The following is a 21,058-nucleotide window of genomic DNA, read 5'->3' as shown; positions in this document are numbered from 1 at the left end:
GGTAATTCTTCCCTCTCCTTCTTATAGGTCCGAGTCCGGATACTGTGTTTGATCATTGTACCCTGGATCTCTTTCTATGGCAGATATTATTTCCGGGCACATTCAACTGTGGTCATTGTTCAACTCTCTTGCTTTTTCATACATCCAGATTGCATCATTCTCTCTTCCTATGTTCTCGAGGATGTAACCAAGATTATTCAAAGTGCAGGCAGCGTTTGCTTTGTACGACATGTTTTCAGGATCTGAATCAATTATCTGAACATACATCTTAAGGGCATTTTCATACAATGGTTTTGCTTCCTTGAAGAGTTTCTCTTCAAGAAGTAAGTAACCGAGGCTGTTAAGTATATATGCAGTATTCTGCTGGTACGAAATGTTGGATGGTTCATGCTCAAGCAGTCCCTGGTAATCGTCAAGAGATGATCGAAGCATCTGCTGTGCATCTACAGTATGGCCAGCATCCGTTAGCAAAGAGGCCAGTCGGCATTTAAGGTTGCCCGTTTTCACAAGTACTGCAATGTCGGATGGTTGCGCCGAATGTAACTTTGTGTAAGCGGAAAGTGCGTACCCGTAATTAGTTTTTGCCTTTTCAAGAGAACCGTTCTCATAATGCAGGAGAGCAAGTTTCTCAAGTATCTCAGCTCTTTTCTCCTGTACACTCACATCTGCAAGCCCCATGTCTGAAAGTTTCGTATATGTCTCAAGCAGGAGGCCATAATTGCTGATCTTCTCATGAGTATTGTCGCTTTCAGAGACCGACAGCCTGAACTTTTCCAATGCATCAATTACCTTTGAAACAAGGTATGAACTACTGTCCCGGGTTGACAGCAGGGAACACAAAATATCCAGCCCTTCTTCGCTACGTCCAATATCAAGCAGAAGGCCTGCAATTCTCTCCCGCAATCCTGCCAGGTTGCGGCTATACTGTGTATTATCGGGTTCGCTCTCAAGCAATTCTTCTCTTATTGCAAGCAGTTTTTCGTATTCTGCAATTAATACTTCTTTATTTTCCGCATACTGGGGCGATGCTTCCGTTTCGGCAAGAATGGAATCAAGCTTGCTTCCGTATTTCTTGTTTGCCGGTGCCATTCTGAAAAGCCTCAGGTATGTCCCAAGGGCAGCTTCCTGGTTTTTCAGTTCTGACTGAAGGTCTCCCAGGGACAGCAGAACAGATGACAGTTCCGCAGAATAGTTCTCATCACCTGATTTGATGGATAGCAGTTTATCATATATTGCCGCAGTTTCGCCAAGAACAAATTCCGCATCATCGTAATTCTCCTTTTCTATCATTATTTTGGCGATCTTTTGCAGCACACCTGCGATATCTGCTTTAATTGTCCTATCTTCCGGACACATATCTGCAAATCCTTCAAGTCTGTTCAGCACGATACCGTAAATGCGAAGCCTCTCTTCACTGTCCTTTATTCTAGCTGCAAAAATTTCAAGATCGTTGATAAGCGAACTTGTAGTGTGGCAGTAAGTATCCTCCATATCGCTCTGAAGACCTTCCAGGGCGCTGTCAACCGCTTTTGTAAATTCGGAACCCGCCTCATTCTCTCGATCAAGTTCTGCAAGGATCTTTCCTTTGATGTTATGTGAAAAGGCAACATTCAGCCTGTAAGGGAGGCTGGAAGGATTGATATCCAGTAGTTTTTCCGATAAACGTTCTATAACTCCATAGCAGGCAATTTTAGCTTCCGATGCTTCTTCTCCCTCGGCAAGGTTGTTGAGGTCGCTCAGGACAGCAACTGTTCTTGAACGGATATCCGTATTTGAAGGGTCGTTTTCAAGTAGTTCTTCAAGTAGTTCCAGGGCTTTGATCAGGTTGTTCTTTGCACTTTCATGATATTCTTTTTCAGCAAAATACGATGCACGTTTATTCAGGACGGTTACAATCCTCAGGTAGTACTCATTACCATTTTCTTTTTTATCGGGGAGTTCTTCCAGGATATCAAGCGCCTCTTTATATGCCTCTCCTGAATCCTCTTTCTTACCCTCCAGTGCCATCCTGTCTCCGTATGTGATCAGGGCCAGGGACAATCTCTCCAGGTAGGATGTTTCCAAAGGGTCCATCCTGATTATCTTTCTGTAAGTTTCAATAAGTTGCCTGTACTTATCCTCTGTTTGTTTAAATTGCCCGGTATCTGTTTCGAGATCCAGGAGATTTCCAAGGACAGTTGCCATCTTAAACTGAAAAGGAATGCTTTCTTTTACATCTGCCGGGCTGTCTTCCATTATATTGAGTGCTTCTTGAAAACTCTCCTTTGATGCTTCATATTCTCCCTCTTCGGCAAGCAGTGCACCCAGGTTGTTCAATGTGGAAGCAGCATTCGATCTGTATGCAATATTATTTTTCTCTCTTTCGATTAACTTCTCGTAATTATTGACTGCGACCTCATACTTCTCCCGGGCCCGGGATATGTACCCCTTCTTCTCAAGGATGGGGGCAATATTGCTGAATATGCTTGCAAGTTGTTCGGTGGTCTCATATCCTTTTCCGGAAAGTTCTACAATAATTTCTCCTGCCTCTGTATATCTTTCGAAGGCATCTTCTTCTCTTCCTTCGGATAGAAGAAGGTCGGCATATGTCTGCAGTACATTTGCAAGTATTTCAGGAGAATCTGCCTCTCTTGCATCTTTTTCTGCCTGCTCCAGGGCCTGGGTCGCATCTGCGTGTAACCTCTTCTCAATAAAGGACACCCCTCTGTTCAGGTGCCTGATTGCCATATCTTGTGATCTCTTGGACATAGGGTATTTCTCTGAGTCTGGTTTATACTTATTACAGGCCAGAACAAGATTTTGGATGTAATTTATATCTTCTGGCCAATTCCCGGGGGTATCAGTATGTAATAAGGACATACATGTAACGATAGCTTGATAACTGCTTTGTTCCGTACTCGTGCGATCCGTGAACCGCAATACATTGTACTGCAGTTTCCCTGCGTCTAATGGGTACCCGGGTCCGAAGACTTCTCCAGCAGATCACAGACTTCCTTATCAGTTATCTGGAAGAAATCTGCATAAGAGGCGCTTACGGCATAAAATGGTTCGGGGTTAGTCAGGCATATGGCATTGTCAACCTTCTTTGAGAGACGCTCACAGACATCGAAGGGTCCCGTGGGTATTGCCACAATGATTCCGGATGGCTTCCGGGCCTTGACAGCGCTGACAGCTGCATTCATAGTAACCCCCGTGGTGATTCCGTCATCTATGAGGATGATGGTCTTACCTTCTATGTCCTGTTCCGGGCGGTCTTTCCTGTACAAACGTTCCTTTCTCTGCAGTTCTTCCTGCTCCGTCGCAGCCACGGTAGCAATGGTATTATCCTGGATGTGCAGGTTTTTCATGATATTCATATCGAGGACCCTGACACCTCCACTTGCGATAGCTCCCATGGCAACTTCTTCATGGCCCGGAACTTTTAGTTTCCTGATTATGAATACGTCAAGCTTTATTCCGAGCTTTTTTGCAACTTCAAATGCTACAGGTACGCCTCCTTTTGGCAGTGCAAGCAGCAGTACGTCGCTACGCCCTGAATATTCGGAAAACTCCTCGGCAATTCTTCTACCTGCATCACTTCTGTCCCTGAACAATACCATAAGCTGTAACTCCCCCTCTTTGTTAATTATTAGAGTTACTATTTTATACATTCGCTCCGGGGAATAATTTAATATATTTTATTCCTTATAATATTAAGAAATGAATATACTTTTATCTTCGACATTTATTGACTGTACGGGGTCTGAAATGTCTGAGCTTGTCACTGTTGATCACTTAATTCTAATAATCCCGGATTGCAAATAAGAAACTGCAATTCGTTACATGTATATACCTTAAAATCTATCCTCGGGTAACTACTTGACATCAGCAAAAACACGATGATGCATATGAAAACAAAAAGTTATCTTATTGGTTTGATCTTATTGATAATTGCAACATCTATCTTAAGCCCTGCTGCTGCTAGTTCAGAGCAGGATGCCACCTATTTTAATTCAAAAGGTGTTGCACTCACAAAGAACGGAACTTACTCGGAAGCTCTGGGATACTATGACCAGTCTCTTATGGCTGACCCTGCTCATTACGAAGCAATGAGTAACAAGGTCTCCACACTGTTTCTGATGGGGAGGTATGAGGATGCGGCAAAGCTCAACAATGATCTGCTGGAGGAGTATCCTTCATCCTCTGCAGGACATTTCAAAAAGGGTCTTATACTTTCTGCAATGGGGGATCATGAAAATGCGCTCATCTCATACAACATGTCCGAGGATTCACTTGAGAAAGGATATAATCGGGGTTATGAATCCGGTTTTAACGTCGGCAGCCTTATGCTCGTGCAAGGGAATGATGCTGAATATGTCGGAGCAGCCACCTTTGATTCAAAAGCAGCTACTATCCGGTACCATAAGGCTGTGTCTCTTAAAGCGCTTGGCAGGTTTAACGAGTCTCTCTCGTACTACGACGAAGTTATCGGAATGAGTGCCGATCACGCTGATAAATTACATAAACGTGCATTCAGAATGTATGGGGCCGGAGGATATGATAAGGCAATTGTTATCTATGATGTTGCAGTCGGGATAGAACCGGAAAATGCAGCACTATGGTATGAAAAGGGTCTTGTACACGATGCAATGGACGACCTTGAGAATGCCAGTTACTGCTATAGCAGGGTAACGGAGCTTGAGCCCGATAACAAGGATGCCTTCAGGGGCATGGCAAAAGTCCAGGAGAAGCTCAATAATTCCGAATCAGCTATACAATACTACGACCAGTTACTTTCCATCGATCCGTATGATACCGAAGCCTGGTATGGAATGGGCCTCAATTTCGAGAAACTGGAAAATTACCAGTATGCTTTGAAGGCTTATGACCAGGTTCTGGCATATGAGTCCCGGAATAAGGAAGTCTGGTCCCGTAAAGGTACTCTGCTGGATAAACTTGGTATGTATGATGAAGCCATCCAGGCATATGACAGGGCACTACAGCTGGAAGAGAACAATGTTGCTGACCGGAATTCTGAAACCGTATCAGTGAGCACGATATTTGCTTCCAGTGTAAGCTCCATGCCAGCATACAGCGAGGAACCTCAATTTATTTATGAGTCATCTCTTCTCTGGTACAATAAAGGTCTTGCTTATGATAGCCTGACCAGGTATGAGGAAGCGGTTGATGCATACGACAGGGTATTGAGCAAGGAACCCGGTTTTGCGACCGTGTGGTATAAGAAAGCTGCTGTTCTGGATAAACTGGAACAGTATGACAAGTCTGCGGATGCATATGACCAGGCCCTGAAAGCGGACCCTTCTTGTACACGTGCGTGGTATGATCTGGGGCAGGCCTACGACCGGCTCGGAGACAAGAACGATGCCATCAAGTCATATTCAAAAGCCGTGAATGTGGACCCTAATTTCACAGCTGCCTGGTATGCCATGGCAGTGGACCTCGGCAATACAAGAAAGTATAAGGAATCCATCGCAAGCTATGATAAAGTGATCGAACTCCAGCCGGATTCAACAGAAGCATGGTTAGGAAAAGGTGCTGCTCTGGATCATCTCGGCAGATATGATGAAGCGATTGTTTGTTACGAAAAAGTACTTGAGATACAGCCCGGCCATTCCGCTGCAAAGTTCCAGCTGAATGCTGACCTCGAATTACTGAATGCAGGAGTCATTTCAGGTGTCAATGCTTCAAAAAATGCGGGAATTCTGGGTACGAATAAGGGTGACATGCTCTTTCCAAATGCATTGCTCATCTGGAACGACGCGATACCTCTGACAACTTCAGGAAATGGTCAGCGAAGCATAAGCAGTGACGATATACTTGGCGGGGCAATTACATTTGATGCTGTCTGGGTTGCAAAAGGTAATCTGTTGAATGAGATGTCAGGCCCGGAGGATGCTGTAATGTGCTTCGAGAAAGCCATACTGCTCAATGGCAATTCTAGTGCCGCCTGGGCCGGAAAGGCTTCTTCGCTTGATCAGCTGGGCAGGTATTCCGAAGCTGTGGAGTTTTATGAAAAGGCTCTATCGGTCGATCCAGGTAATGTTGATATATGGTACAACAAAGGCATGTCACACTATAACCACGGAGATGACGTCCTTGCGATTGAAGCCTTTGAAAAGGTGCTTGAAGAAGAGCCGTCGAATACAGAGGTCCTGTACTCAAAGGCTGATGCAAGTTACAGGCACGGTATGTATGGTGAGTCCCTGGAGTCATACGATGCTATATTGGAGGAAGACCCGCAGAACACTGAAGTCTGGTACAGGAAAGGATTTGCTGCTTATCAGGTGGCAAGATATGAGGATTCCCTGAACTCGTTCGAACATGTCCTGAAATATGATCCTGCAAATTCCACTGTCCTTATGTTCCAGGGTCAGGCCTCCGAGAAACTGGGTAAATATGATGAAGCTATAGTTTATTATGATCGTATAATCGAGCAGAAGCCGGAAGACACTGCCGCTATGTTCAAACTGGGTCTTGCATACGAGAACAACGGTGATTATGAAAAAGCCATTGAAACCTACGACCGCATCACTGAACTTGAGCCTGACAATGTTGCTGCATGGAATATAAAGGGATTTGCCTATTATCTCAAGGGTGACCCGGCAACCGCATCCAGGATGTTCGATGAGTCCATATCCCTTGACCCCCGGAGTGCATCAGCCTATTATCACAAAGGTATGCTTTCATATATGCTCAGCAGTGGAGCTGTCCAGTATTACGATAAGACACTGGAGCTAGATCCCAATTCTGTTACAGCATGGTACAATAAGGGTTTCATCCTGAATGTAAGGGGGAATGTGGAAGGAGCAATCGAATGCTATGACAGGGCACTGGAACTCGACCCCGATAATCCATCGGTGCTCTATAATAAGGAGTTCGCTCTCTATCGTCTGGGTAAATATGAGGAAGCAAAGAATGTGCATAATAAGCTTCATTCAGTCGATCCCGGCTTCACGGTATCCCTGAATGACAGGGGTACTGGCTTCTTCCTGCCGGACACCTATAGTGAAACGCTCGACTATCAGCTTCCTGAAAGATGGTATGATAATGAGAGCGAAGAAGCGGATCCGATAAATCAAACCGGCTATGCATAAGCCGGTTTTTCAAAAGTGGGCTATGATGTCGCAATATTCACTGTGCATAGCCTTCATTTTTCTTTTATACTAAATTCACTGATCTTTGATGTGGATTACGTACTGCTGGATCTTATTCCATAGTATGCTGATATAGTTTTTACATTATAATTGCATCATAACCGGAGTATTTGCTGTAAATGCTTTCCGGTTGATGTCGTAAGTTATTAAAGTTGAATTCTCCAATACTTATGTATGAACGATCAGACCGATCCTGAAGAAGATATTCTGGCTGAACTGGGAAAACTCAAAGAAGAGTTTAGTAAGAATCCGAGTATGGACAATCTCTATCAGATTGTTGTCACGTATCATGCACTGGGCCAGACAGAACGCGGCATTGGCTTTGCGGAAGCTTTCCTTATGCAGATAGACAATGAAAAGGAACGTCTCATCCAGACCACAATGATCCTCAGTATGGTGGAAAAGGACGAAGAAGCTATAGAAGCACTGAAGGAGGCCGAAAGTAAGTTCAGTAATGATGCCCAGTTGAAAAGGTATGAGGGCATGCTGCTCAATAAGCAGAAGAGCTTCAAGGAAGCTGCCGATGTGTTCGACGATCTGCTGGAAAAGAGTACTGATGATCTGGAATCAATCTCCGGGAAGGTAATTGCTCTCCTGGGACTTGAAAAGAACGATCTGGCAATGAAAGCATACCAGGCATCCATTGGAATAACACCTAAAGAAGCTCCGCAATGGCATTTTAAGGGTATGCTTGACGGCCTGATGCAAGAACACGTTTCGAATATGCAGTCAGGTGGGCTAGGAGAGGCCCAGAAGAAGAAGAAGAAGAAGATGCTGGACAGTTTCAGATCAATCGATACTCTCATCAATAATTTCGGTCCTGATGTCGGGAATTTTTACCGTATGGGCCAGCTTGCCGGAAAGGAGGCTTATGGATTGATGATAACGGAAGGTACTCAGGAGGAAGGGTGAAGTTATCCTTTACATTCCGGGCAGACAGGCAATGTAAAACTGACCGAATATCCGGAACATATCTGTCCGGATATTATACTTTTACTGATTTTGGCTTTAAATTACCCTTAAGATACTAATGAATGAAAGAATATGGTACAAAAAGGCAATTTATTCAGGTATCGGGGAAAGTTTTATAATGCTTTTTAGTCCACATCTTGTACAATGAAAAAATACGTTGTCAGGTGTTTGGACTGTGGGGAAATACATAGTTCCCATTCACTGAACTGTAAGAACGGTGATGATGCACTTCTGCGCACCGATTATTCGACAAAACAACTGTATCCTGCAGACTTGCCGGGTATTTGGAGATATCGTGACTGGCTGCCTGTCCACGATATAATAGAGGAAGGTTCGGGCAGGACCATCACCTATAGAAGTGAGGGTTTTGCAGCCAAATATGGGCTTGAGGACCTGTGGATAGCCTTCAACGGTTACTGGCCAGAGAGGGATGCCAGGATGATGACATGTACGTTCAAGGACCTTGAGTCCTTCCCTACCATGCAGCTTATCAGAGAGCTGAATGAGGAGCGGATCATGGTTGTGGCATCTGCCGGTAACACCGCGCGTGCTTTTGCACATACATGCACTATTACAGGACAGCCATTGCTTCTGGTGGTGCCCGGTGCAAGTGCTCACCGGTTGTGGACCACACATGGGCAAAATCCTTCAGTTTGCCTTGTTACTGTGGATGGTGATTATTTCGATGCTATTTCCCTTGCAGGCAAGATAGCCTCCCGGGAAGGTTTTGTTAATGAGGGTGGAGCAAAGAACATTGCCCGTCGTGATGGGATGGCCACGGTCATGCTCGATGCCACCCTCGCCATGGATACTCTCCCGGACCATTATTTCCAGGCTGTGGGAAGCGGCACCGGTGGGATATCTGCCTGGGAAGCCTCCATGAGACTTGTGGGGGATGGCAGGTTCGGTTCGAAGCTTCCTGTCCTGCATCTGGGACAGAACCATCCCTGTGCTCCTCTTTATTCTCTCCGGTCCGGTACAGATGCGGTTGACAAATCTTGTCCTGAAGGCATGTATGATGATGTACTTTACAACAGGAAGCCTCTCTACGCTATAAAAGGAGGCGTGAAGGATGCACTCGACGGTACCGGGGGCCTCATGTATGCAATAAGCAATGATGAAGCAACATATTCACAGTCATTGTTCGAAAGAACAGAAGGAATTGACATAAATCCCGCTGCAGCAGTGGCAGTGGCAGCACTTGTGCAGGCAGTGGAAGAAGGTAACGTGTGGCATGAGGACCGGATTGTCCTGAATATCACAGGTGGGGGACAGAAGAGATTGATGCAGGATCATCCTGTAAGGCTAATTGAACCATCCGCCGGTGTTTCGGCAGACGACCCGGATGCAGAAGATAGGATATTGAAGATAGTGGAAGAATTTTTTGGTGTGAGATTATGAAAGATGAACTGACTCTTACAATTCTTGGAGGCATGGACAAAGACGGTGTTCCAGAGCCTGTAAACTCCCTGGAAATATGTAAAGGAGAAATCATAGGTATTGTGGGTCCCACCGGCTCGGGCAAAAGTACCCTGATAGATGATATAGAACAACTTGCACAGGGTGATACTCCCACAGGCCGTACACTCCTGATAAACGGGAACCGGCCGGATGCCCTCATCCGTGTGGACCCCCGCAGGAAACTTGTGGCACAGTTATCCCAGAAAATGCATTTCCTGGCCGATATGACCGTTAGTGATTTCCTGCATATGCATACACGCAGCAGGGGAAAAGGACCGGAACTTGTGAATAAGGTGATAGAACTTGCAAATACCCTTACAGGCGAACCAATCTCTGCCGATCATTATCTTACTGTCCTGAGCGGTGGCCAGTCAAGGTCTCTTATGACTGCGGATATTGCGGTTATAAGTGATTCTCCTGTGGTGCTCATCGACGAGATAGAGAATGCAGGTATAAAAAAGCAGGAAGCTCTCCAGTTGCTTGCAGGTGAGGGGAAGATAGTCGTAGTAGTGACCCATGATCCGGTACTGGCACTGATGGCATCCCGCAGGATCGTTATACGTAACGGTGGGATGGTTGATATAATAACCACAAGCATAGGTGAACAGGATGTCTGCGGCAGGATTACCGAGGTGGACAACTGGCTCATGTCACTGAGAGAGACCATTCGCAGGGGGGAGGTCGTGGAGGGACTCTCATGAAGTTGGTCGTGGTTGCGGGTACTCCAGGTTCAGGTAAAACATCGGTGCTGCTCCATACGATCAAGGCTCTTATGAAGGCCGGAAAGAGGCCGGCTGTTGTAAAGGTGGACTGTCTCTGGACAGACGATGATCAGCGTTTCAGCAAGCTGGACATACCTGTGCACGTGGGTCTTGCAAAAGATATGTGTCCTGACCATTTTACCATCTATAATACTGATGCTATGATTGGCTGGGCTGCGGAAAAACATGCTGATGTAGTACTCAATGAGACAGCAGGCCTGTGTCTGCGCTGTGCGCCTTATCCTGACGAATGCCTGGCGGTATGTGCCATAGACGTTACAACGGGCCCTAACACTCCCCTGAAGGTAGGTCCGCTGCTCACCACTGCAGACATTGTTGTCACTACAAAAGGGGACCTTGTCTCACAGGCAGAACGTGAGGTCTTCAGGGAACGGGTACTTGATGTTAATCCGGATTGTATTTTAGTGGAGGCCAACGGGCTCACCGGAAAAGGATCCTTCGAGCTTGCCGAACTGGTGGCTGAAGGTCCCGATGTTAATGATAATATGGTCCTGCGATACAATCCGCCTCTCGCAATATGTTCTCTCTGCACGGGGGAGACCAGGGTTGCGCGCAAGTATCATATGGGTGTACTGCGGCAGATCGACGGCTTCATGGAATATAAGGGTGAATAATAATGGATGAGATCCTGTCCCTTCTGCCCGGCTATAACTGCGGAAGTTGTGGTTCCAGGCAGTGCAGGGACTTCGCTGCGGAACTGAAAAGCCAGGGAGACCTTCAACGCTGTCCCTTCCTCTCAAGGGAAATGTTCAGGGACAATCTTGAGAGATTGTCATTGCTCGTGGGAGGCGCTCCTCCAGCGGAAGAAAAGATCGTAGGCGTAATAGATGGCCTTGAAGCGGACTTCATGCTGGCTCCACTGAAGGACGAGTGTTCCTGCAGGGAGTTCATTCACCCCTTTGACGGTTCCATCGAGATAAAGATCGGGGATTTCCTGCGCTACAGGCCTCTGGGTTGCCCTGTCACGCATTTTGCAAAGGTGATCGGTATCGATCCCGGCATATATACTATCCATTTAGTAGGACCTCTTCACAGACTTGGTCAGGAGGATTTCCGGTTCAAGGATATCGGCCTTTGTATGATACTTGCCTTTGAAGGTAAAGTTTCCAGGGGAGAGTTGCCAAAGGTAGGCCAGACCGTCAAATTCGTACCCGAGTATTGTATGATGCAGAAGGTCCATTCGGGTATGGTGGTAGGAGTAGAGGGAAAAGAAATTAGGATTGAAGGCATCGACCTGAAGGTATGGTGATCCGGCATGTCCGGGCAAAATGAATTGACTCCTCCTGAAGCGGTGTACCTGGGTATAAAGAATGCCGGAATCGATTTTATTGTCAGTGTACCCTGCATCAATCTCAGGGAACTCATTCCCATGATCGGTGCTGATCCTGATATCATCCACGTGCCTGTGACTCGCGAGGAAGAGGGTGTTGGTGTCTGTGCAGGGGCTTTCATGGGGGGTAAGAGGCCTGCAATGCTGATGCAGAACTCCGGCCTTGGTAATTCTATCAATTCCCTGGCGTCACTGAACCGCTTGTATGGTATCCCATTGCTTATGATAATGAGTCATCGGGGTGTGGAGGGTGAGCCTATATGCGCCCAGATACCTATGGGTCAGCTGACCGTTCCGCTCCTGGATACACTTTGCATCCCGTATTTCCTGCCGGATTCAAAACAGGAAGCAACTGAAATGATCTTCAAAGCTGTAGAAACAGCCTTTGACAAAAAGAAACCGGTGGCATTACTCTTACCTATCTCTTTCTGGAGGCAGTCATGAAACGAATGGACGCTATTTCCGAGATTGTCAAAAAGGCTACTAACATCAATGCTCTTCTGGTGAGTAATATCGGCGTTCCCTGCAAGGAACTGCATCAGGCATGCGATACACCAAACAACTTCTATATGCTGGGTTCCATGGGACTTGCATCGTCCATAGGACTAGGGCTTGCATTAGCCCTTTCTGATAGGAAGGTAATTGCCATTGACGGGGACGGTTCCGTGCTTATGAATATGGGAAGCCTTGCAACTATAGCCTGGCAGGCTCCGGACAACTATCTTCTGGTGGTCGTGGATAACGGAGCCTATGGTTCCACAGGCAACCAGCCTACAGCTACCTCACAGCAGGCCGATCTGGCGCAGGTGGCAAAAGGAGCCGGCAATATTAAAGTTTACGAGGCTGGTACAAAAGAAAGGCTGAGGCAGATCCTGCAGGAAACTGACGACGGTATAATCGTTGTCAGGGTCCTGCCGGGAAATGCGGATGTCCCGAACATTCAGATGTCACCTGAAGATATACTTGAGAGGTTCATGGCCGAAGCTTCTCGACCATCCGGCTCAGTCTGAATGTGCCGTCAAGGATCATCCCTTTGAGCTTTTCCTCAAGTTCCAGGGCTCTCTTTCGATCTGATTGCCGCAGGACAATGGGTACCTCATTTGTTCTGCCTTCTGTTTCAAATCTGATGCTTCCGAGTTCTGCCCTGAAAACCCCTTCCGGGCAGATCGTACTACATAATCCGCAATTGAAGCACAGGTGCCTGTCCAGTACAATCCTCTCATTCTTGAAATATATAGCTTCCATCGGGCAGTTATCAGCAGCCCTGCATACATCGCATCTGATACAGGAGGCAGGTCTGAACTCCACTGACAGGTCCACATTATGCCATCCGTCCGCGTAGGTGGTACCGCTTATGGTCGTGCGCCTGTCCACATCCATCACGGGCATTGGCACCTGGTGATCGGTCTTGATGATTGCATCCAGAACACTATCATTTACCACAGGGATCGGTATGGCCCAGGATACTATGCACTCGGGTCCGGCAGAAGTAGTGAAACCTCCCATGAGCTGCGGGTCCATTGTATGCATGTCTGCAAACCCTGTCAGATTTGGTCTTTCAGGACTGCTGCGGGTCCCTTCTCCCAGCACGAACCCTTCCGCACCGTTCATTAGTACCCTTGTGCCTACACCGATGGTAGTAAGCCCAGGGTCGTTCTTAAGGGGATTTATCTGCCCGCATCCTGAAAATGTTGCGGTCTTCATATCCGGCTCGAACTCAGTAGCATGGAATATCGTGCTTACCGGTTTCCCGGAGCAGTTGACGAATGCGGCATAGTTCCTGAAGGAGTGTCTTGTGGCATGGATTTTTGCATACGGTATCTTGTCCAGCGTGACCGTTGTCTGGAAAGAGTCTTCTTCATCAGTGATAACAGAGATATCGATGATCTTTCTGTCTACCATGTCCCGGAAAAGATGACCTCCGCCGTAATCATGTTCGAGGCATGAATGTGCTGTTCCGAATACCATCAGGTCAAGCATCCCAAGACTTTCGTTGGGGCAGGGTCCTACGTGTGCGGGAACCCCATTCAGGAAAACCTTTGAAGCCCTTTTGAAACTATGCGCAGAATTGACCGGAAATGATAATAATGCATAGGTCCCGCTCATTATGGCCCGGGTTGCGGTGGTTACTATGTCCACATCTTTTGCCGTTACCTCTTCTCCCTTTTCTATAAGTTCGCAGACCTCCTGGGAGGTCATTACGATAGCTGTCTTTTCAGCGATCTTCTTTTGGATATCTTCGGTTGAGCGCTCCATTGCATCCCCTCTCTTAACTATATCTTCGAATAGGTATAAGTAAAAAAGTTTTTGGAGCTTTCCCGGACAGAGGTACAGCTGGAAGTGTCAGTCCAGATTGAGGATGCTTGCCAGTTCAAGACCTTCGCTTCCAATTTCGGAAAGTCTGTCAAAGGCCTCCTCCCGGGTGATGTATTTCTCGGTACGTGTTCCGTCGGAAGACTCTATTTTGATAGTGATCTCATTCTTGACATAACCACGGTCAAGCGATTCCTTTACTACTTCTCCGTATTGTTCGGCAACGAGTTTAAGGCAGTCAAAGACCTCATTGTTGCGTACCGCATCTTTTCCGTCAAGCAGTATCTGGGTCAGGTTCTGGGATTTGATGGACTGTTTGATATATTTTTTCAGTTCATCCATCAGGGCATTGATGCTTTCTAATTTGACGGATTTCAAAAGAGTTTCATCTGCAGTGATATCTATCTCGCCGCAGTATATCTGGCAGTTATCAGCATTACAACTGACCCTGAACTTCTGATCCTTTTTCTTGCTCTCAAAACTTGCATCAATATGTTCAATGCCGTCGTAATTTACATAAGTGACAATGAATTCGGATACTTCAAGCATCTTGACCTTGTTCTCTTTGTGAAGGATGCCTGCTTTTGTCCATGTGGGCAGGAAAAGGTCTCCGTATACATCTTTTACAGTCAGCACATCGTGCATATACGTTAGTTCGGAAGTATATTCCATGCCAAGGAAGAACGATTTCATGGTGCCCCTGAGCATACCTTCCTTCATGGAAACGTAATACCTGTTTGTTACGCCATAGCTGCCCGATTTGAAAAGAGGGTTGAGTGTTACAAGGATATCGTTCTCGATCTTATAAAGTCCGCTTTCGGACTCACGTTTGGTCTGGTCGAGTCTCAGATTCAGTTCCTTGAGACCTTTTGTAGAACTTGCTACACAGGCATCGATTACAGAATTACGGCATTCAAGTATTTCCTTATCCCGGGCGCCCATGGAAAGTTCGTCAACATAGTTCTGTACTTCCTTACTGAACTTGTCCAGTTCGAGAATCCTGGATTCCAGCGAAGACACTTCCTCAGACTCATCCTCGTTCAGCTCGATAGCAGAATTTTCCATAGGGATAACTTTCTTCGCTATCTCTATGAACTCATTCAGATCCTGAATAAAATCTCTTTGCAATGGTAAATCGGTTGAGTCCTGAAATGTATATTTCATCCAAATCCCCTTTTAAATATATTGATTATATATTCCTTCTCCCTTTTATATAAATTTCGATGTAGCAGGATTATATAACAGATCTGACGGTTTCCAGTATTTGATTCATGTACTTTGTCGCACCGTTCTTAAGGTCCATGGGATGGAGCTCGCCTGATGCGAATACTACTTCAAGTTCTGCATATTCTTTACAGATCATGTTTCCTCCGAACTTCTCCGGTCGCTCAAAGACCACTTCCCCATAGCGGGGACATATGTGATACCTGAACAGTTCAAGCACGGGGTTGTTCTCTGTTTCTCCGGCAGGGCAGAAAGCCTTTTTCATCTTCTTCTTCAAGGCCTCTTCGGAATCATCAATGGAAATATAGTTCTCATTGGACGATGACATCTTTTTCGCATCAAGGCCCAGGATGATGGGTGTGTGGATGCATAAAGGTGCCTTGAAACCGAGTGACGGGAGCCCTTCCCTTGCAAGCATATGGATCTTCCTCTGGTCTATCCCTCCGACAGCGATGTCCACTCCAAGTAGAGCGATATCCACTGCCTGCATTATGGGGTAGACCATCTGCGAGACCTTTGGGTCTTCCATCTGGCGTCCTACCTCGTCCATACTCCGTCTTGCCCTGTTAAGGGATGTAAGTTGTGTAAGCTTGAGTACATTAAGCATGTATTCGGAACTGAGCTGGTAATCGGATCCGTAAACGAAATTCGTCTTTTCTGCATCCAGTCCAAGGGCGATGAAGCATCGTTTGTTATAATCCGCAATCTCACGGACCTGTTCAAGTGTCCCTTTCTGGTTAAGGTATGCATGGACATCTGCCAGTAATACTGTTATCTCGAATCCTGCTTTCTGGAGGTCAAGGAGTTTATTCACTGTCAGGACGTGCCCCATGTGAATCTTTCCGCTAGGCTCGTATCCAACATAAGCTTTAGGATGTTCTTTTTTTTCGAGAAGTGCTTTCAGCTCTTCTTCTGTCACTATTTCCTGCACGTTCCTTTTTATAAGCTCAAGTCTGTCCATGAGTTCACCATTTGTAAATCGTGCTCTGTATAATCACATATCCCTTTAAATGCTTTTTCTTATGTGGTCCTGCCGTTTTCAGGGCAGATCAGGTCCTTGACAAAGCATGCTCCTTCGGGTGTCCTGAACTGCGGGATATCCCAGTTCTGGACAACTTTCCTTCTTGTGGTCAATGTTCTTTCATCCAGATGCGGGTTGAATCCTTCGACTTTATACTCCTCTTTCACGACCATCATTCCCCGCCTCTGCCATGCAGGCAGCTTAGCAACATTGGTTCCCCTGCTGAAAAGCAGTTCATGCATGTCACTGGTACCTTTGTTTCGGAGGAAACCTGCGGCATCTTCCTCTTCGAGTCCTTCAGAAAGCAATGCATAGTATGCGTGGGAATTGACGCAGTTGCGCCATGCTTCTGCCTGTCTCCAGATAAGATAATCACTGACTATCTGTCCATGTACGGGTATCACCCTGGAGTCAAAGGACAGGGGTTCATCAGATCCAAGCAGCATCGTCAAGGCACTGCTGATAAAGGACGGCACAATCGAATCGATCTTTTCGACTCTTCCTTCAAAGGCCACTTCCCGGAAAAAAAAGCTTATTTCGTCGGAAAAAACATACGCGAACACGGGACTAAATCCACTGTTCCTGAAAAAGAGTTCCACTGCATCCGCCATTGCAGATGCGAACCTGCTGTCATAGGGTTTCTCGAATTCCATGCGTGACAGCGCATTTTTGAAACTCCGGCCGTCAATGCGCACGATCACAGGCGGTGCACAACGCAGATCAGAATAGATCTCTCGCCCTTTCATAGACCGATCATTCTTCAGGTTCTTTTTTAGGTTGCTTCTTAAATTTATTTATGATATTCCTTATCAGAACTATGTCGCCTGTAGTGATTACCCATCTGTAGGGGATTATAATACCCTTTGAGGTGACATCAAAGATGTCCCTGTTGATGGAAGATACGGCAATGCCTTTGACTGTCCTTTCATCAATGTCCAGGACAAGATCGGCAACTTTACCTACATATGTGCCAGTGTCAGTGTAAATGTTCAAACCAAAAAGTGAAGTTATGTCTACTCGCATGATATCCCCTCTTACTTATATTTTACTTATATATCAATATTTGTATGTAACTACAGTGTCTGATTTTATATTTTAATTAATAGCATTCATTCTTCTTATGATCATATCCTGGATATTCCCATGCGTACTGACTCTGCAGAATTGTGAAGTGCTATCATCTGTTCTTCAGTAAGTTTAAGTTCTATTATCTCTTCTGCTCCTCTTTTACCAAATTTGACCGGAACTCCCAGGCATATGTCCTTCAGGCCATATTCCCCATTAAGATAAACAGAAGCCGGAACTATTTTTTTTGTATCCTTGAGTATGGCTTCTGTCATACTCACAATTGCAGCAGAGGGGGCATAGAATGCACTTCCTGTCTTAAGGTGTCCGACAATCTCTGCACCTGCATTAACAGTTCTCCTGATAATCCTGTCGATGGTTTCTTTTTCCATAAGTTCTGGCAGAGGGATCCCTGACACTGTCGTGTATTCCGGAAGCGGGACCATGGAATCTCCATGTCCGCCCAGCACCATTGCATTTATGTCCCTGACCGAGCAGTTGATCTCTTTTGCAATGAGGGATGCGAACCTGCCCGAATCCAGCAGTCCACTCATTCCGAAAACCCTTCCCCTGTCAAACTGTGTATGTTTAATAGAAGCATATGTGATGACATCCAGAGGATTTGTGACTGTCATTATAATAGCTTCAGGCGAATGTCGCATTATATTGTCGCAAACATCCAGTGTTATACTTATATTAGTTGCAAGCAGGTCATTCCTGTCCATGCCTGGTTTTCTTGCAATGCCTGCAGTTATCACCACAATATCCGAGTCACAGATGTCCGCATAATCATTCGAACCCGTGATATCCACATTAAAACCCATGATCGGCGCTGCCTGGGCAATATCCAGTGCCTTTCCCTGCGGTAGCCCTTCTACAATATCCAGCATGACCACATCGGCGATATCAAGTTCCGCAAGGCGTTGCACGGCAGTTGCCCCCACATTGCCTGACCCAATAACTGAAACTTTCATTCTCTCTACTCCTCTGTTTTTCTAATTGTCCCTCTTCATCAGGGTACTATATATAAACAATAAGCTTAATCCCACTTGTATATTTCTGGACAGACACTAGAGTTTATCATATATTAAATATAAGCTTAAACCTACAGAAAAGTGAAAATAAATGCTTACCAGTACATATATTCACATCCCGAGAGTGGGGCCCACCATTGAGAAAAAAATATGGGCAAGTGGTGTCCACACATGGGATGAACTGATTGACAGGAAGGACGAGATACCGATTCCCCGTTCAAGAATGGAAATGATCCTTCCGGGGATAGAGGAATCAAAAGAGCGTATTGCATGCCGTGATTACGAGTTCTTTGCCAGGTCTCTGCCCGGTGCAGAACACTGGCGTGCGTTCCGCATGTTCTCAGAAAAGGCAGCCTATGTGGATATCGAGACCACTGGCCTTTCTCCGAACAGATCTCATATCACCGTTATCGGCATATATGACGGGAAAGATGCCAGGACCTTTGTACATGGGGTGGACATGGATGAAGCAGTGGAGGAGTTCGAGAAGTACGAATATCTTGTAACGTTCAATGGTGCGAGGTTCGATCTCCCTTTCATCAAGCGCGAATTCCCTGAAGTGGAACTGAACAAGCTTCATGCTGACCTGATGTATCCTCTCCGGCGGATCTCACTTACCGGTGGCCTCAAGAAGATAGAGGTGGAACTGGGTATCTCAAGGAAAGAGGAAGTTGAAGCTATTACCGGTCTCGATGCTGTGCGTCTTTGGCACCAGTACAAAAAAGGTGATCAGGAGGCTCTTGAACTGCTGCTTGAATACAACAGGGAAGATACGATAAATCTCAAGACTATAATGGAAATGACCCTTCCTAAGTTCATAGACCACAAGTTCTCCGAATGTATCTGATATGGTTCCCGATCTAAGCAAGATTCCCGATTCCCCCGGCGTATACCTGATGAAAGATTCCTCCGGGGATATAATCTATGTCGGAAAGGCCATATCCCTGATTAAAAGGGTACGGTCCTATTTTCAGTCCTCTGCCAACCAGACACCGAAGACGCGTGTGCTGGTCAGGCAGATCGATGATATCGAATTTATCGTAACGGACACTGAGATAGATGCACTTGTACTCGAGGCCAATCTCATCAAGAAGTACAGGCCCAGATATAACGTTCGCCTGAAGGACGATAAACGCTATCCTTATGTCAAGGTTACGATCAATGAGAAGTTCCCTCGGATATTTTTGACCCGCAGGAGACTCATGGATGATGCTCTCTATTTTGGCCCCTACACGAACAGCAGGGCAATCCGGAGTACTCTGGAAGTGATTTCAAAGATGTTCCTGCTGCGCCGCTGCAAAAAGCAAGTAACTTCCGGGAAGACCCGGCCATGCCTCAACTACCATATAAAACGCTGCATGGCTCCATGTAGAGACTCTATGGACCTGGAAGAATACAACAGAAGGGTCATGGAGGCTGTTCGTTTTTTAAAAGGTGATACTGCAGGGCTTTTAAAAGAGCTGGAGGAAAAGATGAACACTTTTGCCGCAAGTCAGGAATATGAAGCTGCGGCGGAGGTAAGGGATCAGATAGGGGGCCTGAAATGCCTTACAGAACAACAGATAGCAACTTCGGGTATAGGAGACAGGGATGTGATTGCTGCAGTAGCGGATGGCCCGACTGTATACCTGCAGATATTCTACATAAGGCACGGCAGCATGGTCGGGAAAGTAGACTTCACCATGGTGGATTCCGGGGGCTCTGTGGAGGTACCTTCCGCATTGGCTGCATTTATCAAGCAATATTATCAGGATTCTCCTATTCCACCTGAGATCCTCGTACAGTATGAGCTACCTGAAAATGAACTTATTTCCGGGTGGCTGGGCCAGAGGTCCGGTCGGGAAGTGAAGATACAGGTCCCCTTCAGGACCGAGAAGAAAAAGATAATGGATATGTGTGTTCGCAATGCGGAAATGGCAATGAGGGTCGCGAAGATGGAAAAAGGTCCGGCTGAATCATCCTTGATTGCGCTCAATGAACTCAAAGATGTACTGTCTCTTGAAAAATTGCCAAAGCATATCGAAGGGTTTGACATATCGAATATCTCGGGTACCAATGCCGTTGGATCAGTGGTTGTTTTTGAGAGCGGATTGCCGGCTAACAGCAGGTACAGGCAGCACAACATCCGCACTGTCCGGGGTATAGATGACTTCGCAATGATGGCCGAGGTGGTAAACAGGAGGTATTCACGTCTGCTGAAGGAAAAGGATTCATTGCCGGACCTCATACTGATAGACGGCGGACCGGGCCAGGTGGGAGCAGCCAAATCCTCTCTGGATGCCCTGGGACTTGATATTCCGTTGATCGGTCTTGCAAAACGTTTTGAACACATAATCACTCCCTGCAAAGGACCCGGAGAGGTCATAATCCTGCCCCTGACCTCTCCTGCCCTAAAACTGCTTATGAGGATTAGAGATGAGGCGCATCGTTTTGCTGTAACGTCCCACCGTCGCAGAAGGTCTGCGACACTCACCCATTCCCAGCTTGATGCAATACCGGGTGTAGGTCCCGGCAAAAAGAAACTTCTCATCGAACATTTTGGTTCGGTTGAGAATATGAAGTCTGCCTCTCCTGAAGATCTCATGCAGGTAAAGGGCATCAGTAAGAAGATCGCAGAGCTTATACATGAATACCTCTGTGATAAGTCATCCGTGAAAGCTGATGGCGGCTAAATTCAAATATATTGGGTTCATATATTTTAT

Annotated in this window: 18 protein-coding genes; 10 read left to right on the top strand and 8 right to left on the bottom strand. The window is 46.2% G+C overall.

All coding sequences use genetic code 11. The features are described from left to right. Nucleotides 1-102 precede the first annotated feature (102 nt). Both CUN85_RS02280 and CUN85_RS02275 read right to left on the bottom strand, forming a co-directional pair. Entirely contained in the window at nt 103-2,727 is a 2,625-nt protein-coding gene (locus CUN85_RS02280; protein WP_167848761.1) for a tetratricopeptide repeat protein, read from the bottom strand. 218 nt (nt 2,728-2,945) lie between these two features. Continuing rightward, entirely contained in the window at nt 2,946-3,650 is a 705-nt protein-coding gene (locus CUN85_RS02275; protein WP_235856155.1) for a phosphoribosyltransferase, read from the bottom strand. Nucleotides 3,651-3,887: 237 nt separating this feature from the next. Between CUN85_RS02275 and CUN85_RS02270 the strand changes: the two genes are divergently transcribed. The 8 genes from CUN85_RS02270 (at nt 3,888) to comE (ending at nt 12,709) form a co-directional block, all read left to right on the top strand. Beyond that, nucleotides 3,888-7,094 carry a tetratricopeptide repeat protein gene (locus CUN85_RS02270; protein ID WP_167848760.1) on the top strand — a complete coding sequence of 1,069 codons (3,207 nt, stop codon included), beginning with the start codon at nt 3,888-3,890 and terminating at the stop codon, nt 7,092-7,094. A gap of 234 nt (nt 7,095-7,328) precedes the next feature. After that, nucleotides 7,329-8,066 (top strand): tetratricopeptide repeat protein, encoded by a 738-nt coding sequence (locus CUN85_RS02265; protein ID WP_135388583.1) that lies wholly within the window; start codon nt 7,329-7,331, stop codon nt 8,064-8,066. Nucleotides 8,067-8,270: 204 nt separating this feature from the next. Continuing rightward, entirely contained in the window at nt 8,271-9,527 is a 1,257-nt protein-coding gene (locus tag CUN85_RS02260; RefSeq protein WP_135388581.1) for a cysteate synthase, read from the top strand. Next, entirely contained in the window at nt 9,524-10,288 is a 765-nt protein-coding gene (locus CUN85_RS02255; protein WP_135388579.1) for an ATP-binding cassette domain-containing protein, read from the top strand. The genes CUN85_RS02260 and CUN85_RS02255 overlap by 4 nt, the downstream gene beginning before the upstream one ends. After that, entirely contained in the window at nt 10,285-10,983 is a 699-nt protein-coding gene (locus CUN85_RS02250) for a GTP-binding protein (protein WP_135388577.1), read from the top strand. Before CUN85_RS02255 ends, CUN85_RS02250 begins: the two co-directional genes overlap by 4 nt. A 2-nt stretch (nt 10,984-10,985) precedes the next feature. Then, complete coding sequence (locus tag CUN85_RS02245) at nt 10,986-11,618, top strand: (Fe-S)-binding protein (RefSeq protein WP_135388575.1); 633 nt, start codon at nt 10,986-10,988, stop codon at nt 11,616-11,618. A 6-nt stretch (nt 11,619-11,624) separates the two neighbouring features. After that, nucleotides 11,625-12,143 (top strand): sulfopyruvate decarboxylase subunit alpha, encoded by a 519-nt coding sequence (comD, locus tag CUN85_RS02240; protein WP_135388573.1) that lies wholly within the window; start codon nt 11,625-11,627, stop codon nt 12,141-12,143. Further along, nucleotides 12,140-12,709 (top strand): sulfopyruvate decarboxylase subunit beta, encoded by a 570-nt coding sequence (comE, locus tag CUN85_RS02235; RefSeq protein WP_135388571.1) that lies wholly within the window; start codon nt 12,140-12,142, stop codon nt 12,707-12,709. The genes comD and comE overlap by 4 nt, the downstream gene beginning before the upstream one ends. Here the strand turns inward: comE and CUN85_RS02230 are convergent. From CUN85_RS02230 to mdh, 6 genes are all read right to left on the bottom strand, one after another. Then, nucleotides 12,672-13,955, bottom strand: coding sequence for a methanogenesis marker 16 metalloprotein (locus CUN85_RS02230; RefSeq protein WP_135388569.1), 1,284 nt, complete (start codon nt 13,953-13,955; stop codon nt 12,672-12,674). The two genes, comE and CUN85_RS02230, sit on opposite strands and share 38 nt — an antisense overlap. An 87-nt stretch (nt 13,956-14,042) precedes the next feature. Beyond that, nucleotides 14,043-15,176 carry a hypothetical protein gene (locus CUN85_RS02225; RefSeq protein ID WP_135388567.1) on the bottom strand — a complete coding sequence of 378 codons (1,134 nt, stop codon included), beginning with the start codon at nt 15,174-15,176 and terminating at the stop codon, nt 14,043-14,045. Nucleotides 15,177-15,246: 70 nt separating this feature from the next. Then, on the bottom strand, nt 15,247-16,197 hold the full coding sequence (locus CUN85_RS02220; RefSeq protein WP_135388565.1) for a tyrosine--tRNA ligase: 951 nt from the start codon (nt 16,195-16,197) through the stop codon (nt 15,247-15,249). 59 nt (nt 16,198-16,256) lie between these two features. Next, nucleotides 16,257-17,003 (bottom strand): tRNA(His) guanylyltransferase Thg1 family protein, encoded by a 747-nt coding sequence (locus CUN85_RS02215; RefSeq protein WP_135388563.1) that lies wholly within the window; start codon nt 17,001-17,003, stop codon nt 16,257-16,259. A gap of 7 nt (nt 17,004-17,010) precedes the next feature. Continuing rightward, on the bottom strand, nt 17,011-17,280 hold the full coding sequence (locus CUN85_RS02210; protein WP_135388561.1) for a PRC-barrel domain-containing protein: 270 nt from the start codon (nt 17,278-17,280) through the stop codon (nt 17,011-17,013). A 101-nt stretch (nt 17,281-17,381) separates the two neighbouring features. Next, the gene (gene mdh / locus CUN85_RS02205; RefSeq protein WP_135388559.1) at nt 17,382-18,296 is read right to left on the bottom strand and encodes a malate dehydrogenase; all 915 of its coding nucleotides are present in this window, start codon (nt 18,294-18,296) and stop codon (nt 17,382-17,384) included. A gap of 151 nt (nt 18,297-18,447) precedes the next feature. Between mdh and CUN85_RS02200 the strand changes: the two genes are divergently transcribed. Beyond that, nucleotides 18,448-19,203 carry a ribonuclease H-like domain-containing protein gene (locus tag CUN85_RS02200; protein ID WP_135388557.1) on the top strand — a complete coding sequence of 252 codons (756 nt, stop codon included), beginning with the start codon at nt 18,448-18,450 and terminating at the stop codon, nt 19,201-19,203. A 1-nt stretch (nt 19,204) separates the two neighbouring features. Beyond that, nucleotides 19,205-21,028, top strand: a complete 1,824-nt coding sequence (gene uvrC / locus CUN85_RS02195; protein ID WP_135388555.1) for an excinuclease ABC subunit UvrC — start codon at nt 19,205-19,207, stop codon at nt 21,026-21,028. Nucleotides 21,029-21,058: the final 30 nt, after the last annotated feature.

The sequence above is a fragment of the Methanolobus halotolerans genome, assembly GCF_004745425.1.
Lineage (GTDB): Archaea > Halobacteriota > Methanosarcinia > Methanosarcinales > Methanosarcinaceae > Methanolobus > Methanolobus halotolerans.
The sequence above is the reverse complement of the archived record's forward strand: the minus strand, read 5'-3'. Positions and strand labels throughout refer to the sequence as shown.

What these genes read in the sequence shown, in the direction of transcription:
- CUN85_RS02230 (WP_135388569.1), bottom strand. Translation starts at nt 13,955, where the DNA reads ATGGAGCGCTCAACCGAAGATATCCAAAAGAAGATCGCTGAAAAGACA.
- CUN85_RS02275 (WP_235856155.1), bottom strand. Translation starts at nt 3,650, where the DNA reads ATGTATAAAATAGTAACTCTAATAATTAACAAAGAGGGGGAGTTACAG.
- CUN85_RS02255 (WP_135388579.1), top strand. Translation starts at nt 9,524, where the DNA reads ATGAAAGATGAACTGACTCTTACAATTCTTGGAGGCATGGACAAAGAC.
- CUN85_RS02215 (WP_135388563.1), bottom strand. Translation starts at nt 17,003, where the DNA reads ATGAAAGGGCGAGAGATCTATTCTGATCTGCGTTGTGCACCGCCTGTG.
- CUN85_RS02225 (WP_135388567.1), bottom strand. Translation starts at nt 15,176, where the DNA reads ATGAAATATACATTTCAGGACTCAACCGATTTACCATTGCAAAGAGAT.
- CUN85_RS02245 (WP_135388575.1), top strand. Translation starts at nt 10,986, where the DNA reads ATGGATGAGATCCTGTCCCTTCTGCCCGGCTATAACTGCGGAAGTTGT.
- comE (WP_135388571.1), top strand. Translation starts at nt 12,140, where the DNA reads ATGAAACGAATGGACGCTATTTCCGAGATTGTCAAAAAGGCTACTAAC.
- uvrC (WP_135388555.1), top strand. Translation starts at nt 19,205, where the DNA reads ATGGTTCCCGATCTAAGCAAGATTCCCGATTCCCCCGGCGTATACCTG.
- mdh (WP_135388559.1), bottom strand. Translation starts at nt 18,296, where the DNA reads ATGAAAGTTTCAGTTATTGGGTCAGGCAATGTGGGGGCAACTGCCGTG.
- CUN85_RS02265 (WP_135388583.1), top strand. Translation starts at nt 7,329, where the DNA reads ATGAACGATCAGACCGATCCTGAAGAAGATATTCTGGCTGAACTGGGA.
- CUN85_RS02250 (WP_135388577.1), top strand. Translation starts at nt 10,285, where the DNA reads ATGAAGTTGGTCGTGGTTGCGGGTACTCCAGGTTCAGGTAAAACATCG.
- CUN85_RS02280 (WP_167848761.1), bottom strand. Translation starts at nt 2,727, where the DNA reads ATGGCAATCAGGCACCTGAACAGAGGGGTGTCCTTTATTGAGAAGAGG.
- CUN85_RS02270 (WP_167848760.1), top strand. Translation starts at nt 3,888, where the DNA reads ATGAAAACAAAAAGTTATCTTATTGGTTTGATCTTATTGATAATTGCA.
- CUN85_RS02210 (WP_135388561.1), bottom strand. Translation starts at nt 17,280, where the DNA reads ATGCGAGTAGACATAACTTCACTTTTTGGTTTGAACATTTACACTGAC.
- CUN85_RS02220 (WP_135388565.1), bottom strand. Translation starts at nt 16,197, where the DNA reads ATGGACAGACTTGAGCTTATAAAAAGGAACGTGCAGGAAATAGTGACA.
- comD (WP_135388573.1), top strand. Translation starts at nt 11,625, where the DNA reads ATGTCCGGGCAAAATGAATTGACTCCTCCTGAAGCGGTGTACCTGGGT.
- CUN85_RS02260 (WP_135388581.1), top strand. Translation starts at nt 8,271, where the DNA reads ATGAAAAAATACGTTGTCAGGTGTTTGGACTGTGGGGAAATACATAGT.
- CUN85_RS02200 (WP_135388557.1), top strand. Translation starts at nt 18,448, where the DNA reads ATGCTTACCAGTACATATATTCACATCCCGAGAGTGGGGCCCACCATT.